Raw genomic sequence first — 15,168 nt, 5'->3', positions numbered from 1 at the left:
AAAAATGATTATCACATTCGGAACTCAAAAAGGAGGAACAGGCAAAACCACTCTTGCGATTGCTTTTGCCAATTATATTTCTGGCGTATCTGAAAGAAAGGTCAACGTGTTCGATTTTGATTTTCAGAAATCTTTTTACCACAAATGGATAGAAGATGAAGAATCAGAACTGCCTAAACTATATGAGGTCAAGATTATTGATGAGGACAATGAACAGCCTTTCTCCGATTTTGAACATCTGATCGAAATGAAGGAAAGTGAAGAGGTCAACGTTTTTGACCTTGCCGGAACGCTGGATGCGCGGTACAGTGACCTGCTGATTTACAGTGATTTTATCGTGATCCCCTTTGAATATTCCAATGTCTCCGCAAAATCTACGCTGGTTTTTATCAACTTTTTGGGACTATTGGAAAGTCAGGCGGAGCGAATATTCATCCGGTCCAAATACGATAAAGGCTACAAATACCAAAACCAGGAAGGAATGGATGCTGAGATCAGCAAATACGGCATCCTGCTGAAAAATCCGGTATTCAAACGGAACTGTCTTCAGACCATTGATACCAGAAGACTGACCTATGAACAGAAATATGCAGTCAAACATCCATTCAATGAACTGATCGATCACATCAACCATACGCTTGAAATTAATATATAACGATTCTAAAAACACTTACAATGATCAAAATATTTCTTACCATCCTTGTTGTTTATCTGCTGTATTATGCAGGAAATATTATCTATGACCTCTTTCTCAAAAAAGATACTGCATCAAAAGAAGAAGAGGCGCAAGAATATGCCCTTGCAGCACTTACCGAGCAGGACAAAGCTGAAATAGAAGCAGTCAGCATCGATGATGTAGAGCATCTTAATACACCCAATTCATTTAATGCAAAGGAGCTGTTTTCTTCAAATGACAAAGAACCGGATGAGCCGCACGATTTAGAACACTGGCGTGAGAAATTTGAATCCGAGCAGGATATTGATGCGTTTGAGATAGCACCGCAGATTGATGAACAATTAACGGAGTCGAAAGAAGTTCCGCAAGACGATTGGGTTGAGGAGGAGATTGTTCAGGGCACTGAAAACGGAATCTCTACGAATCCAACATCTGTCATCGCTGATAACGCTGATTCACGGCCGGAGAACGAAAGTCCTTCCTTGAAACTGAAACAGCAGTTCAACCAATTTCTCAGCCTTGCCGAAACCCAGGTCCAGGTCCTTTCAGACCGTGATGGCTTCAAGGTCTACCATTCAATGATCTAGAGGAAAACCGAAACTTTTAAATCTTCAAATGATCCGCTCAGTAGAGCCGGATAGCACACCTCCTATGCCTTTTTCTTAACAAAAAAACACAATTCAAATATAAATCTTACCTATTATGAAACACAAATGTAAACGTTACCTAACGACGAAAAAATTATTGACTGCGGCACTACTTCTTATGGCGGTCACGCCCATGCTGGCACAGGGTGGGGCTACGGCCATCTCCAATGCAGCCAATGACATTAAAGACTATTGGGATCCGATTAAACTGATCCTAAAAGCCGTTGGCGGATTGGTCGGTTTCATTGGCGGTCTTCGGGTCTATAACAAATGGACCAACGGCGACCAGGATGTCAATAAAGAGATCCTGGGGTATGGTGGTGCGATGATCTTCCTCATCGTTGTTCCTGAATTTGTAACCTCCTTTTTCGCATAAGATGGGATTCTACCTCTACAAGGGGCTTAAAAAGCCTCTTGTTTTCTTCGGGCTAAAAGGAAAGTATATCATCTATGCAGTAGGCGTAATCGGTGCCGGCGTTGTGGCGGCTCTGATCCTATCCAAGTTCGGATTGCTGGGTTCACTGCTGGGACTGGCCGCTACGGCAGGAGGTGTTTACCTGATCTTCAGAAGGCAGGACAAATATGGACTCTACGACAAGACCAAAAACTTTGATCAGATCTTCATTTTTCCAAAAAGAATGAACAACAATAAAATTTTTAAAAATGGCAGCAGCAAAAAAACAAACCTTTAATATTCCGTTTATCGGCTACGATTACGGAAAGTATTTCAATTGGGATTTTGATGTGCTGTTCGGACAGTACGGCAATCCCATCATTGGAATCAGAATTAAAAACATTGTTGAGCAGTATTCTGCCGATCCGGATAATTACCTGAACTTCCACACCGTACTTAATCAGGTCGTGTCGATCATCGGAGAAGGAAGGATTGTTCAGAAACTGGACATCTTCACGAAGAAGAAATACACCGCTGAGCCATCCCCACAATTCCTGCAGCACAAATATTCAGAGCATTTTGACGGAAGATTGTTCAGAACTATTGAAACTATTTTGCTCTTTACCGATATTATCGATGACAAGCTGAAAAAGAAAAGCAAGCATTACAGCTTTTCCGAAAAAGGTTTTAAGGAGCTTCGTGATAAGTCGCAGAAGGTGTTTATGTTGTTGAAGCAGAGTGGTTGCGAACCTGAATTTCTCTTTGAGAAAGATTTTGAATATTACATCTCAGGGGTTTTGTCAATGCAGTTTTCAGATGTCCCGGTATTTGACAATATCAAAAGTACCAGTGAATATCTGAAAATAGGTAATCGGTATGTCAAGAATATCGCCTATGTCGATGTCGAAAATATCGATCTGCCCTCAGAAATAGAACCCTACTCCATTCTCGGCGGAAATGGAGCCGCTTCGGAAACAGCGGTTGACAATTTTACCTTCATCAATGAGTTGGAAAACTACGAAACTATTGTTTATAACCAGGTGATTACCATTCCACTTCAGGCACAACAGCAACGGGAACTGGACAAAAAAAAGAAAAAGCACGAAGGTGCCGCCAACAATTCACCATCCAATGCCATTATTGCAGAAGAGATCCAAACCCTACTGCATAATATCGCTATTGATGGCCAGCTGGTGGTCAATGCTCATTTTTCGCTGCTGTTTTCAGCAAATACGCTGGAAGAAATGGAAGGGGTCCAGTCCATGATTGAGAACAAGCTGTTTACCAAAGGGATCATCGTTTCCAAGAGTGCCTACAACCAGCTGGAGCTATTCCGGGCAGCCATTCCGGGCAATGCAACAGAACTCAGGGAGTATGATCTTTTTATGACGACAAGCGAAGCGGCCTTGTGTTTTTTTTTTAAAGAAAGCTATCCCGTGAATGAAGAATCCAATTTCTACCTAAGATTTACGGACCGGCAGGGCGTACCCTTAAAGGTTGACCCTGCTGACCTTCCGATGAAAACCGGACGGATCAACAACCGGAACAAATTTGTTTTGGGTCCGTCAGGTTCGGGAAAATCATTCCTGATGAACAACATTATCGAGCAGTACCTGACCTACAATTACGATGTCGTAATCGTGGATACCGGTGATTCCTATTCAGGAACCTGCAAATACAAAGGCGGAAGATACATCCAGTACACTGAAGAAAAACCAATTACGATGAATCCTTTTCTGATGGATAAAAGAGAGTTTAATATTGAAAAAATAGAGTTTCTGACCAACCTGATCTTCCTGATCTGGCAGGGACCGGATGCAACGGTGTCATCTGCTCAGAAATCAATTCTTGATAATGTGCTTATGTCCTATTACCATCAGTATTTCAATTCAGGAATCGACTGGTTTGAAAGTAAAACATCAGAAGAACTGATCCTTTACCTTGCAAAATATAATATTCACGAAGAAGATATTGTTACTGACAGATCAGCAAGCGGAGGCGGTTTCGAGAATAGCTATTATGATATCCTGGGGCTACCATTCGATGCATCTGCAGATCAGATCAAAGAGACAGGACGAAAATTGTTGAAATCGTACCATCCTGATAAAAATTTGAATAATCCCGATTATGACAGCGAAAGGTTTTATAAAGTATATGAGGCCTATGAAACCCTGAGTGATGAGCAGCGCAGAAAGATTTACAATGAGACGCAGCTGATACTAATTAAATCAAAAGATATTATAGAGCGTCCGGAGTCTGTAGCAGACTGGGATCAAAGCTTCCGAAGGGCTATTATCAAAAAGATCAAAGAGCTCGAAGAAAAGCTGGAAGCCAAAGAGCTTTCGTTCAACGGATTTTATGATTACTGCGACAAATTCCTGCCGCTTTATCTCAATAACAAGAAGCACAGCATCACGGAAAAAGAGTTTAACCTCAGGACCTTTCTGTTCGTGTTAAGGGATTTTTACAAAGGCGGAAGGTATGCTACCACGCTGAATGAATCTGCTGATAATACGCTGTTTGATGAATCCTTCATAGTTTTTGAAATTGATAACGTGAAAGATAACCCGAAACTGTTTCCGATCGTAACGCTGATCATTATGGACACGTTCATTCAGAAGATGAGGCTCAGAAAAGACCGACGAAAAGCCCTCATCATTGAAGAAGCCTGGAAAGCAATTGCGAGTAAGCTGATGGGCGGTTACATTTTGTACCTCTATAAAACCGTCCGAAAATTCTGGGGCGAAGCGGTGGTTGTAACTCAGGAGCTCGATGACATCATCGGAAATGCTGTAGTCAAAGATTCGATAATCAACAATTCCGACACCTTTATCCTGTTAGACCAGACCAAGTTCAAGGACAATTTTGATCGCATAGCGTCCTTGTTATCGCTGAATAAAGTGGAGCAAAACAAGATTTTCACCATCAATAATCTCAACAACAAATTCGGACGAAGCCGGTTCAAGGAATTTTATCTGAAGAGAGGTTCCAAGGGTGAGGTCTATGGCAATGAGGTTTCTCTTGAACAATACCTGACCTATACCACTGAAAAGCCTGAGAAATCAGCCGTGGAGTATTATGTACAAAAGTATGGCAACTATGACGAGGCTTTGATAAAGATTGTATCGGATTTAAAAGCTTTCGATGACAGTCTTGAAAACCTTGTGTCCTTAGTGAACCTGTACCAGCATCCTCTGGATCAGAAAGTAGTTTCCTACTACCATAATATGAAGAATAACCATCCCGGGAAAAATACGTTCAAGGTTATCGCCCAGGAACTGGAAGAACGAAATATCAATTTCCCTGAATTAATCAATAAAAACGAATATCAGCATGAAAAAGCTTAGCCTGTTATGTTTAGGATTCTGCGGACTGCTATCTGCTCAGAACACCTACATCGACCCGACGGTAACCGCGGCAATGATCCTCTATTCGGAAAATCTGAAAGCCAAACAAAACGAGGTTATCGATGAAACGTCCAGATTAAAGGATGCCCAGACCTGGGTGGGAACCCAGATGGTTGCTGCCAATGACATTCAGAATAAAATACTGAAGGGATTGAAGGAGGTTTCCGGAACCTTACAAAATGGGATACAGGTACAGGAAATTTATTCTGAGCTGAACAAATGCTATACCTATTCCTCACAAATCATTCAGTTAGCGTCACAGCATCCGCAGTACGCGATTTTCGGCACCAGGGCTTCGCAGAAAACCTATGAGCAAAGCCTGAAGATCGTCACGGATGTAACGGATATCCTGGCATCGGGAGAATTGAATCTGGCTACTGCAGGAGACCGTTACAAGATCCTGCACAATATTTCGGGAAATGTGAAAAGCTTAAAGCTCTGGCTTCTGGCCATTAAGCTGAGACTGGAAAAAGCCAACAGGCTCGGATTCTGGAATTCCATCAATCCTTTTGCAGGATATATCAATACCGATAAAGCCATTGTGGATGATATTATGAACCGCTACAAACGGAATTTTTAATGCAAAAACCGATGAAAAAGAAACTAATCACTTTTCTGTTCCTTGCGGCAAGCTATTTCCTGCTGACATCATCTGGAGGTGGATCAACCCCTGCCTGGCAACAGGAGAATGTTTCGTTCCCGATGATGGATATTGAGATTAATGCCACGATGAAGGAACACGACCGGCAAAAAGAGATGCGGCAAAAGCAAACGCTCAATGCCTCTGTGGAAACGGCCAACCAATCCCAATGGAAGAATCTCAAAGACAAAGTGACGAAGATTCAGGACAGACTGCGTATTGTCTCATTTGCCATACAGGCTATTCCGGCAGGTGTTGCCGTGAGCAGGGAAATAACCAAAATCACAGATAATCAAACTGCCATTATCAATGAAATTAACACGGCACCTTATTCCATCATTGCTGTTCTTCCGGCACAAGTACAGTTTGTGGACGACCTGCAAATGACCTTACGATTATTGACAGGAATTATTTTGTCATATAGTGCCATTAACCAGATGGAACAATCGGAACGCAAAGTCTTACTCGACTACGCCTTGGGTGAGGTCAAAACACTCAGCAGGAATTCCACGCATATGCTCATGAAAATAAGGGATATCAAAGCTAAGGTCTTGCGAAACAAAAGAGCCTTCCAGTATTATGTCAACAGGGACCGGCAGGTTGTAGAAAACATTATGAACCACATCAAATCCTTTTAGCGATGAAGAAAATAATAATCTTTGGAACATTCCTCTTTGGAGTAACTCGTGTTACAAGCCAGCAGATCGTGATCAATGATAAACTGCTCTCACAGATCACCGTCAATCACGGCGTACGTTTGGGCAGCGAGCAGGCATTCCTGGATTCTTACAAAAAGCAGAAAGAACTCTACGACGAGATCAACAATAAAACAATGCAGGTGATCGCCATTCAGGAATATATCTACCAGCAGCTGAAGAATGTCAATTCAGCACTGACCCAAAGCAAAAAGCTGATCTATCTCTACCAGTACCTGGGAAAGATCGTCAGCAATTCTAACAAGATGCTGGATCTGTCTGCGCAGCATCCCGAATACACCGTCCTGGTTTCAAAATATTATGTTGAGATCGGAAAGCAGGTGGTAAAGCTCCAGCAGGAGGTGACGCAGGACATTCTTAACGAGGATAAGGATTTCCTGATGGATTCAATGGATCGTGAGATGCTGATTGAAAAAGTGTTTACACGCGTTAGGAATATCCACGGAAATATTCTCTATATCATTCTAAAACTGGAAAACGCCAAAAAGATCCCATACCTGTACCAGGTACCGATTCTGAGGAATTACATCAACATCGACAAGACCATCGTCGGAGATATCATGACTAAATACAAATACATCTTCAATTAAGAATTATGGAAATACTATTTAAAAAAGGGACATTCTTGGTTTTTGTATGTGTTGCCATTGCAGGGTCAGCACAAATAAGTGTCAAAAGACTGAATGATCCCGCGATTGTTGCCCAACACAAACGGATGACTTTTGAAAGCTGGGGCGACTGGCGGCCTTACCCCAAATATTTCCTGGGTATCCAGACCAATTTTGCCTATGCGACGGTTTGGGGGATGTGGGCTCCCAAGATCAACAGGGATTACAAAGACGGTGATGATATCCGTCCATTAAAACCTACGGGGGAACAAAATCTCCGGTTCGCACAGCTCAAATTCCAGGAAGAGGAAGCTAAGAAGATCAAGGCTGCATCTGATACGATCTACAAAAGAAGTGTTCAGGATCTGGCACACTGGACTTCGGCCACAGTCGATGCAGACCCACTTTGGCTGCTTTACTACAAACGGATGCTCAAGCCTATTACTGAATTTCCGGATACCCCGCAGAATTTTATCGAATGGCGGCTTAAAGATGAGTCCACTTACGAAGCACTCAATACCACGGGCACCTTAAAAAGATTACAGGAAGAGCTGGACCTGATTAAGGAAAAATATTCCATGTCAAGGTCAATGGATATGCCAAGGGGAAAACGCTTTATCATGTATCACGAAACCCTACTCCGGTGGCGAAAATTTGTGCAGGAACTCAGAAAGCACAATAACCGTACAACCTTGCTTCTGGATTATAAAACCATCCTGAACAGCCATTTGCCAACCGCATTGCCAACACAATGGACACCGGCCTCAGACAGGGGAATTGTTCAAAATGTCATGCAGCACTATAAACACAGATATTAAAAATGAATAAGAAAAGAACACTAACGTTTTGCCTTTTGGCAATAGTACTGCCGGTCCTCGCCTTTGCGCAGACCGATGGCGATTACAGCAACCTGCTTCAGTTTCTGAAGGGTGACGGCGCTTTTGAAAAGTGGTTTATGGAGGTGTTTACCAAACTGGACACCAGTATTCAGGACAGTGCGCAAGGTTCCGCATTGGTCGGAAGAGCCATCGGAGGATTGGGTGCATTGATGTATCTCGGCTATATGGGCTGGCAGATGGCGGCCGGAGACCGGGAATGGGAAATTACCCCGATGCTTAAACCGATCCTGATTGGATTTACCCTGGTGTATTGGACGGGATTTGTCAATCTGATACAGGCACCGTTCGAGGCCATCGCAGAACCTGGCATTGCTATTTTCAGCGAAATCGAATCCGAGGTCAATGACCTGAGGGTTCAGCGGTTTAAGAAGCAACAGCAATTGCTGGATGCCGTCATTAAGCTCAATGCCGAAGAAGATGCTAAACAGGAGGTTATTAACAATACTTCAAAAGATGCAGATGATTCGTGGTTTGATATCAGCGACGGGATTGATAAGTTGCTACAGCCCATCAAGGAATGGCAGATCAGGATGCAGTTCCAGATGCAAAAGCTTGTGGCTGAAGTGATCGAGTTTGTCTGTCTTTCCATTCTCAGGATTTGTGTTTACCTCATATTCTTTATCCAGAAAATCTGGGCATACATTCTAATCATTTTAGGTCCTATTGCAGTCGGAATGGCATTGGTGCCGGGATTTGAAAACTCGCTGTACAGCTGGGTATCCAAGTTCATCAATATCAACCTTTACACATTTGTAGCCTACACCATCATCAATATTGGCCAGCAGCTTATTGCTTCCGGCTACACGATGGAAATAGAGCGTTACGACACTTTACTGACCAATGGAACAGTGACCAACCTGGATGCCTTAATGGTCTATGTCAGTAATTCCGGAATGATCTACAATCAGCTTTTTACCTGTGTCGCTTATATCGTGACCGGTATCGGTGTTCTGATGACCCCGACCATTGCTGATACAATTGTGACCGCAGGCGGAGCGGGTGCCATGACGAAAATGAAACAAGCCGCGGGAAAAGTGGCAAGCAGTGCTAAAACAGCGGTACTGACTGTGAAAACAGGCGGAGCTGCGGCAGCGGCATCGGCAGCAAAATCAGCTGCAGCAGGTAGTGCATCCGGAAGAGTTCAGGACGCAATGAAAAACACAAAATAAGTCTCATCACAAAATTGAAATGATGGGTTACTACCAACCAACAACAATCACCAACAACTACAATAAGATGCTTATCAAAAATATAGAACAGCGAATCAAAATCAATAAGATCGTTTCATTATCAGCCATTGTCTTTGCCATATTCATTGTCATTGCCGGGTTTTTCTTTTCCTATCGGATGATCCAGGATTCCCGCAAATCTATTTATGTTCTGGATAATGGGGTTCCGGTATTGGCTAAGCAAACAGATGTGCTGTTGAACCGGCCGGTTGAATACAAAGCCCAGATCGAATTGTTCCACCGCCTTTTTTTCACATTGGCACCCGATGATGCCTATATCAAGGAGAATATTCAGAAGTCATTGTATCTCATTGACGACAGCGGAAAGAAGGAATACACCAATCTCCGGGAAAAAGGATTTTACAACCAGATTGTAGCTTCAAGCTCAATGGTCAGCATCCACGCGGATTCGATCAGCCTCAATACGGAGGAGAATAAATTTCAATTCTTTGGAAAACAAATGATCACCCGAAAATCTTCGGTCATTACCCGGAAACTTATTACTGAAGGATTTTTTGAGGATATCATCCGAAGCCCCAATAATCCTCACGGGGTATTGCTGAAGAACTGGCGCATCATCGATAACGAAGAACTCTCCAATCAAACCAAAAATTCTTATTAAGATGAAAGCTTTTATAAAACAAAACGGACAGAAATTGCTGGAGTGCGTGGCTAAAAATCCTAAAAAGTTCTTCGTTTATTCGATGATTTTTCTTTCGGTCTCATTGATAGGCTCGCTGATACAGGGAATTTTCTTTCCTTCCCAAAAGACCTTTACCATCAAAGCTCCGGTTCTCTATTCCAATAATGGGATCAGTCAGAATACGGCTTCTGTTCAGGATAAGGAAATGGAAAAGATCGTTAATGAGCTGAAATTGCTGAAAGAAAAAAGAGACCGGAATGCTTTACAAAAAGAGGACAGCTTAAGAATAGAGTTTCTATTTAACCAATACCAGCAGTTAAAAAATAGCCGGTAGCACCGGAGGCAATTTATTTAAAAATCAAAACGCGATGAAGAAAATTAATTTCAAACAGAAAAAATATGTGCTGCCGCTCTTGGCTTTGCCGTTCCTGCTTCTTTTCGGCTATGTCGGTGCAGAGTTCACCAAAGAGGACAAACCTAAAGAGAAACCCAAAGAGCTTTCTCTCTCCTTAGGTGAAACCAAGGATTCGATTATGAATAAGAATGATGCCTATGATGCATTTTTCAAAAAAGATGACAACCGGACGATGTTGGGAGGACTGGATAAGGAACAGGACAGCTTACTAAGCTATGATGATCAGTTGTCATTAGCACAAAAGAGAAAGATTGATTCCCTGAAAGCGGTATCCTCAAGACAGAATCAATACCAGGCCAAAGGCAATCCTTCATCCTACTATGACCGAAAGCAGCATGGTGAGGATAAGGATTACAAGAGGTCGGCAGAAATCATCCGGATGCTCAATGATAAATCGTATGGAAATCAGGAAAATAAATACGCTGATACACCAAAAGAAAAAAATCAATCTGTCCAGCCAGATCCCGTCAAATACCTGAAAGAGCAAATGCTCGTGATGGATTCCCTGGAAAAAGCCAGAGACCCGGAATACCAAAGCAAACTGGCGGCAGAACAACGGCTCAAAGCCAATAAGGAAAAGATGGAAGAATTTCTTAATTCGACCTTCAATGTCAGCAAATCAGGAATCAACAATGTGTTCAATGCCTTTTATAGAGAACACGAAAACAGCTTTATCAAAGCGGTTATTGACGAAAACAATAAAGGCTTTCTCGGCAGCAGGATAAGGTTCAGACTATTGGAAGACATTTTTGTGGGCAACCGTAAAATTAGTAAAGGCTCCATTCTCTATGGGCAGATCTCCGGATTCTCCATGCAAAGGGTTGATCTCAAGATCGTATCGGTGTTCACCCAGGGAGAGATTTTTCCGGTCAACTTATCGATTTATGATTTAGATGGAATGAAGGGGCTCTATGTTCCCCAAAGTGTGTTCCGCGATATGATCCGGGAAATGGGTAGCAACTCGGTTCAGGGTACGCAGATGGATATGGGCGGACAGGGATTTTTTACAAGCATCGGTTCCAAGTTGTTTACTTCCACCTCGAAATCCATCGCTAACCTGATCAAAACCAATAAAGCCAAACTGAAATACAACTCCTATGTATTCCTGATTGATGAAAAACAGCTTAAAGAATCACAAAACCAGCAAAATAAATAAAATGATGAAAACATTATTATACAGCATTCTGCTGTTCACCGCAACATTGTTCACTGCACAAACTGCCACCCCTGAGCAGATCATTTCTGATCTGCCGGAACTTGAGATCACGGAAGGAATCAACCTGCATATGATCTCACCGGAGCCTATTCAATATGTCGACCTTTCCACCGATAGACTGACCGGCGATCTCCCTGCCAGCAATATTGCAAGAATAAAAATTACCGATAATGCCACCTCTGATAAGGACAAGAAGAAACAATCCATCTCTTTTTTCAGCGGAAATCCAGTGGGCATTATCACCGTTGTCGGGCAATCATTCATCGCGCAGTATAAAGCGATCTACAGAAGCCCCAATAACCTTAATACTATTACCAACATCCATATTCAGCCTGAAGCAATGCAGCCCATCGAGTTTGATAAAATGACCTTCTCAAATCGTGAACTCAGACAATTTGCCTTGGACATCATTCAAAATAAAGCTGACAAAAAGCCTGTCAGAACAGAAAACAACCTGAATCTCCGTATGCAGCTTAACAATGTATATGTGATGGCTGATTACATCTTTCTGGATATGACGTTTAAAAATACTTCCAATCTAAGCTACGACCTTGAAGCCCTCAAGTTTTCCATAGAGGATAAAAAGATCCATAAGGCGACCAACAATCAGAGTATTGAGATGACACCGGTGTTTCAGCTAAATCCTCAAAAGCATTTCAGACAAAACCTGAGGAATATTTATGTATTCAAAAAATTTACCTATCCGAACTCCAAGGTGATGATGATCCGGTTGATTGAAGAACAGCTATCCGGGAGGACCATTGAGATGAAGATCAACTATTCCGATATCCTAAAAGCAGACACCTTCTAAAAGGCAAGGCCTGTCCTAATTTTTAATTAAAAAAAATGCAAGAACAACAACATCAGATCAAAATCTACGGATTCCTGCAAAAGGCAGTTTATGCTGTGGTTGCATTGGATTGTGCTGCTCTTTTTTACCTGAATGCTGAAGTTCCGGTAATCTCCAATTTACTGAAGAACTTCTCGAAGATGAACTTTATTTATCCGCCGGTTAATGCCAAGTTTACAACACTCCTTTTGATCGGATTGGTTGCTATCGGAACGAAAGCTAAGAAAAAGCAAGATCTTAATGTCGCAAAGGAAATCATTGTTCCAATGGTCTTGGGACTTGCCATGATGTTTTGCTCGCTATTTTGGCAGAATGAAGCAGGAAATACAGAACTTCCTAAAATATTCCCAGGAATGAACTTTTACCAGATCATCTATGCGAGTCTCTCTTTTATGGGGGCTGTAATCCTTCAAATGGGTGCAGACAGTATCTCCAAGCTGATGCAGCAGAAAATGGGGAAAGACCGATGGAATGTGGAAGAAGAATCCTTTGACCAGAACAAAGAGCTGGTAAATACCGAGACAAGCGTTAATATTCCCTACCTGTTTCGGTATAATGGCAAGATCAATAAAGGATGGATCAACATTAATCCGTTTCGTGGTACAACCGTGATCGGAACACCGGGAAGCGGAAAGTCGTTTGGGGTGATAAATCCGGCCATCCGCCAGATGATCGCCAAAGGTTTCTGTTTATGCATTTATGATTTCAAATTTCCGGATCTGGCGCAGATCGCATACTACCATTATCTGATTAAAAAAAGCAGGGAATCGGAATACAACTACCAGTTTCACGTCATTAATCTGAATGAGGTCGAAAGATCAAAACGGGTCAATCCTTTTCATAAAAAGTATATCCAAACCCTGGCGGAAGCACAAGAAATGGCGGAATCAATGGTATCCTCACTCCAGAAAGGCGGAAGCAGCTCCGGCGGGGGATCAGACGCGTTTTTTACCCAATCTGCGATCAACTTTCTGTCATCCTGCATTTACTTCTTTGCCACCCTGGAAAATGGGAAATATTCAGACCTGCCGCATATTCTTTCTTTTATGAACCGAAGCTATCAGGAAATTTTTGACACGTTGTTTACCAATGAAGAGATAGGCTCATTGCTTTCTCCCTTCAAAACAGCATATGACAACAAAGCTTTTGATCAACTGGAAGGACAGATTGGAACACTGAAGATATATCTCTCCCGATTAGCAACCAAAGAAAGCTTTTGGGTCTTCTCAGGAGACGAAGTCGAACTTAAAATTACTCACAGGGAGAACCCTTCCATCTTGATTTTAGCCTCGGACCCCGGAACACAGGATATTAATTCTGCTTTGTATTCGTCGGTGTTAAACCGAACCTTGCGACTGATCAACTCCAAGCACAACCTGCCGGGAGGTATCATTGCCGATGAATTTCCAACCATTTATATCCATAAGATAGACAATGTTGTTGCCACAGCAAGAAGCAACCGCGTTGCTGTATTACTCGGGCTTCAGGAAATTCCACAACTTCGGCAATTTTACAAAAAGGAAGTGGCAGACACTATTTCTGCCATTGTCGGAAATATTCTCTCCGGTTCTGCAAGAGATAAAAATACACTGGACTGGCTGGAAAAACTGTTTGGAAAGATCAAGCAGAAATTTTACTCACAGTCCATATCACAACAGGGAACAACGACCAGCATAAATGAGAAAATGGATAACATGATACCGGCCGGAAAAATAGCCGCATTAAAAACCGGGGAAATGGTTGGGATGATCGCCCAAGGCGAAGAAAACGATGCGGAGGAATACAAGACGTCAGCGATTCACGGGAAGATCAATCTGGATATGAAAGCCATTAAAGAAGAAGAGCGAAACTATGCTCCGATGCCGATCTATTATTCATTTCTGGATAAAAGGGGAGTTAACCGCAAAGAGGAAGTACTGATGAGCAATTTTCGGAAGATCAACAAGGAAGTGGAGCTCATCGTGAATGAATTTATAAAATCAGTCTCATGAAAACGCTTACAACATACTTTTTTATCGGGTTGTTTTTTTCTTTTCATTGCTTTGTGTATGGGCAATTCAATACCCTTATACCCATCCAGCCTAAGAAAACAGAGAATCTTCCAATTGTGGAGAAGACGGATGAGACTAAGGATTTGAAGCAGAAAAGCGACAAAAAATTCTGGAAGGCTATTTTTAACACAACCTCCAAAGCAGACCTGAAAAAAGAACTGGATTCTTTGAAAACAATGATCAAAGAGAATTCAGAAAATAACAACAAAAAATGGAGAATACAAAAAATCCAGGACTCGCTGATTTTACAGCTGCAAAGCCAGGTAATTATTAATGAACAGAAACGAACTACTTCTATAACGAGGAATGATTATGAAAATGAAACCGGAGAACTGAAGTTATCAAAAATCGCAATGCCATTAAGTAGGTCTGTTTCTCTAAAGTCTCCATACGGAATGAGAATACACCCCTTACTTGGAAGAGCCAAAATGCATAATGGTATTGACCTGAAAGCCAATTATGAGAATGTATATGCCGTGATGGACGGAATGGTTACCGCCACAGGATGGGATCCTAAAGGCGGTGGAAATTACATCAAAGTGAAGCATTATAACCGGTTTGAAACTTCTTACCTGCACCTTTCAGAAATTTATTACAGAACAGGAGACCCGGTGAAAGCGGGATATATCATTGCGAAAAGCGGCAATTCCGGAAATTCTACAGGAGCACACCTGCACTTTGCGGTCAGGGAGAATGGGAATTACATCAATCCTATCCGTTTTCTCAATGACCTTATCGAAGCCAATCATTGGCTTGCAACATCTTATCAAAACTAAC

At 42.1% G+C, this 15,168-nt stretch carries 16 protein-coding genes; all 16 read left to right on the top strand.

All coding sequences use genetic code 11. From position 1 onward, the window contains the following. Window positions 1-4: 4 nt before the first annotated feature. The 16 genes from QOL71_RS11020 to QOL71_RS10945 all read left to right on the top strand — a co-directional run bounded on the left by QOL71_RS11020 (window position 5) and on the right by QOL71_RS10945 (window position 15,167). Window positions 5-655: a ParA family protein gene (locus QOL71_RS11020; RefSeq protein WP_283416976.1), complete on the top strand. Its 651-nt coding sequence runs from the start codon at window positions 5-7 to the stop codon at window positions 653-655. Window positions 656-675: 20 nt separating this feature from the next. Then, window positions 676-1,263, top strand: a complete 588-nt coding sequence (locus QOL71_RS11015) for a hypothetical protein (RefSeq protein ID WP_283416975.1) — start codon at window positions 676-678, stop codon at window positions 1,261-1,263. A gap of 115 nt (window positions 1,264-1,378) precedes the next feature. After that, window positions 1,379-1,699 carry a DUF4134 domain-containing protein gene (locus tag QOL71_RS11010; protein WP_078797569.1) on the top strand — a complete coding sequence of 107 codons (321 nt, stop codon included), beginning with the start codon at window positions 1,379-1,381 and terminating at the stop codon, window positions 1,697-1,699. A 1-nt stretch (window position 1,700) separates the two neighbouring features. After that, on the top strand, window positions 1,701-2,015 hold the full coding sequence (locus QOL71_RS11005) for a DUF4133 domain-containing protein (protein WP_283416974.1): 315 nt from the start codon (window positions 1,701-1,703) through the stop codon (window positions 2,013-2,015). Further along, a complete protein-coding gene (locus QOL71_RS11000; RefSeq protein WP_283416973.1) occupies window positions 1,987-5,064 on the top strand; it encodes a TraG family conjugative transposon ATPase in 3,078 nt (1,025 codons plus the stop codon). Before QOL71_RS11005 ends, QOL71_RS11000 begins: the two co-directional genes overlap by 29 nt. Beyond that, window positions 5,051-5,704: a hypothetical protein gene (locus QOL71_RS10995; protein WP_283416972.1), complete on the top strand. Its 654-nt coding sequence runs from the start codon at window positions 5,051-5,053 to the stop codon at window positions 5,702-5,704. The genes QOL71_RS11000 and QOL71_RS10995 overlap by 14 nt, the downstream gene beginning before the upstream one ends. Before the next feature lie 11 nt (window positions 5,705-5,715). Further along, window positions 5,716-6,402 (top strand): hypothetical protein, encoded by a 687-nt coding sequence (locus QOL71_RS10990; protein ID WP_283416971.1) that lies wholly within the window; start codon window positions 5,716-5,718, stop codon window positions 6,400-6,402. A 2-nt stretch (window positions 6,403-6,404) separates the two neighbouring features. Next, a complete protein-coding gene (locus QOL71_RS10985; protein ID WP_283416970.1) occupies window positions 6,405-7,070 on the top strand; it encodes a hypothetical protein in 666 nt (221 codons plus the stop codon). Between the two features lie 215 nt (window positions 7,071-7,285). Next, window positions 7,286-7,906 carry a hypothetical protein gene (locus QOL71_RS10980; RefSeq protein WP_283416969.1) on the top strand — a complete coding sequence of 207 codons (621 nt, stop codon included), beginning with the start codon at window positions 7,286-7,288 and terminating at the stop codon, window positions 7,904-7,906. Window positions 7,907-7,908: 2 nt separating this feature from the next. Beyond that, a complete protein-coding gene (locus QOL71_RS10975) occupies window positions 7,909-9,156 on the top strand; it encodes a TraJ family protein (RefSeq protein ID WP_488167831.1) in 1,248 nt (415 codons plus the stop codon). 67 nt (window positions 9,157-9,223) lie between these two features. Beyond that, window positions 9,224-9,838, top strand: coding sequence for a conjugative transposon protein TraK (gene traK, locus QOL71_RS10970; RefSeq protein ID WP_283417192.1), 615 nt, complete (start codon window positions 9,224-9,226; stop codon window positions 9,836-9,838). Between the two features lies 1 nt (window position 9,839). After that, window positions 9,840-10,193 carry a hypothetical protein gene (locus QOL71_RS10965; protein ID WP_283416967.1) on the top strand — a complete coding sequence of 118 codons (354 nt, stop codon included), beginning with the start codon at window positions 9,840-9,842 and terminating at the stop codon, window positions 10,191-10,193. A 34-nt stretch (window positions 10,194-10,227) separates the two neighbouring features. Further along, the gene (locus QOL71_RS10960; RefSeq protein WP_283416966.1) at window positions 10,228-11,430 is read left to right on the top strand and encodes a conjugative transposon protein TraM; all 1,203 of its coding nucleotides are present in this window, start codon (window positions 10,228-10,230) and stop codon (window positions 11,428-11,430) included. 4 nt (window positions 11,431-11,434) lie between these two features. Next, the gene (gene traN, locus QOL71_RS10955; protein ID WP_379953593.1) at window positions 11,435-12,301 is read left to right on the top strand and encodes a conjugative transposon protein TraN; all 867 of its coding nucleotides are present in this window, start codon (window positions 11,435-11,437) and stop codon (window positions 12,299-12,301) included. A gap of 35 nt (window positions 12,302-12,336) precedes the next feature. Beyond that, window positions 12,337-14,331 carry a type IV secretory system conjugative DNA transfer family protein gene (locus tag QOL71_RS10950; RefSeq protein WP_283416964.1) on the top strand — a complete coding sequence of 665 codons (1,995 nt, stop codon included), beginning with the start codon at window positions 12,337-12,339 and terminating at the stop codon, window positions 14,329-14,331. Next, entirely contained in the window at window positions 14,328-15,167 is an 840-nt protein-coding gene (locus QOL71_RS10945; RefSeq protein ID WP_283416963.1) for a M23 family metallopeptidase, read from the top strand. The genes QOL71_RS10950 and QOL71_RS10945 overlap by 4 nt, the downstream gene beginning before the upstream one ends. Window position 15,168 lies beyond the last annotated feature (1 nt).

Source organism: Epilithonimonas pallida (assembly GCF_900182975.1).
Taxonomy (GTDB): Bacteria; Bacteroidota; Bacteroidia; order Flavobacteriales; family Weeksellaceae; genus Epilithonimonas; species Epilithonimonas pallida.
Note: the sequence above shows the minus strand (reverse complement) of the source record. Positions and strands in the feature narration are given on the sequence as shown.

Coding starts and splice junctions, on each gene's coding strand:
- QOL71_RS10990 (WP_283416971.1), top strand. CDS start 5,716: ATGAAAAAGAAACTAATCACTTTTCTGTTCCTTGCGGCAAGCTATTTC.
- QOL71_RS11010 (WP_078797569.1), top strand. CDS start 1,379: ATGAAACACAAATGTAAACGTTACCTAACGACGAAAAAATTATTGACT.
- traK (WP_283417192.1), top strand. CDS start 9,224: ATGCTTATCAAAAATATAGAACAGCGAATCAAAATCAATAAGATCGTT.
- QOL71_RS10950 (WP_283416964.1), top strand. CDS start 12,337: ATGCAAGAACAACAACATCAGATCAAAATCTACGGATTCCTGCAAAAG.
- traN (WP_379953593.1), top strand. CDS start 11,435: ATGAAAACATTATTATACAGCATTCTGCTGTTCACCGCAACATTGTTC.
- QOL71_RS10965 (WP_283416967.1), top strand. CDS start 9,840: ATGAAAGCTTTTATAAAACAAAACGGACAGAAATTGCTGGAGTGCGTG.
- QOL71_RS11015 (WP_283416975.1), top strand. CDS start 676: ATGATCAAAATATTTCTTACCATCCTTGTTGTTTATCTGCTGTATTAT.
- QOL71_RS11005 (WP_283416974.1), top strand. CDS start 1,701: ATGGGATTCTACCTCTACAAGGGGCTTAAAAAGCCTCTTGTTTTCTTC.
- QOL71_RS10975 (WP_488167831.1), top strand. CDS start 7,909: ATGAATAAGAAAAGAACACTAACGTTTTGCCTTTTGGCAATAGTACTG.
- QOL71_RS10945 (WP_283416963.1), top strand. CDS start 14,328: ATGAAAACGCTTACAACATACTTTTTTATCGGGTTGTTTTTTTCTTTT.
- QOL71_RS10985 (WP_283416970.1), top strand. CDS start 6,405: ATGAAGAAAATAATAATCTTTGGAACATTCCTCTTTGGAGTAACTCGT.
- QOL71_RS11000 (WP_283416973.1), top strand. CDS start 1,987: ATGGCAGCAGCAAAAAAACAAACCTTTAATATTCCGTTTATCGGCTAC.
- QOL71_RS10960 (WP_283416966.1), top strand. CDS start 10,228: ATGAAGAAAATTAATTTCAAACAGAAAAAATATGTGCTGCCGCTCTTG.
- QOL71_RS11020 (WP_283416976.1), top strand. CDS start 5: ATGATTATCACATTCGGAACTCAAAAAGGAGGAACAGGCAAAACCACT.
- QOL71_RS10995 (WP_283416972.1), top strand. CDS start 5,051: ATGAAAAAGCTTAGCCTGTTATGTTTAGGATTCTGCGGACTGCTATCT.
- QOL71_RS10980 (WP_283416969.1), top strand. CDS start 7,286: ATGTGGGCTCCCAAGATCAACAGGGATTACAAAGACGGTGATGATATC.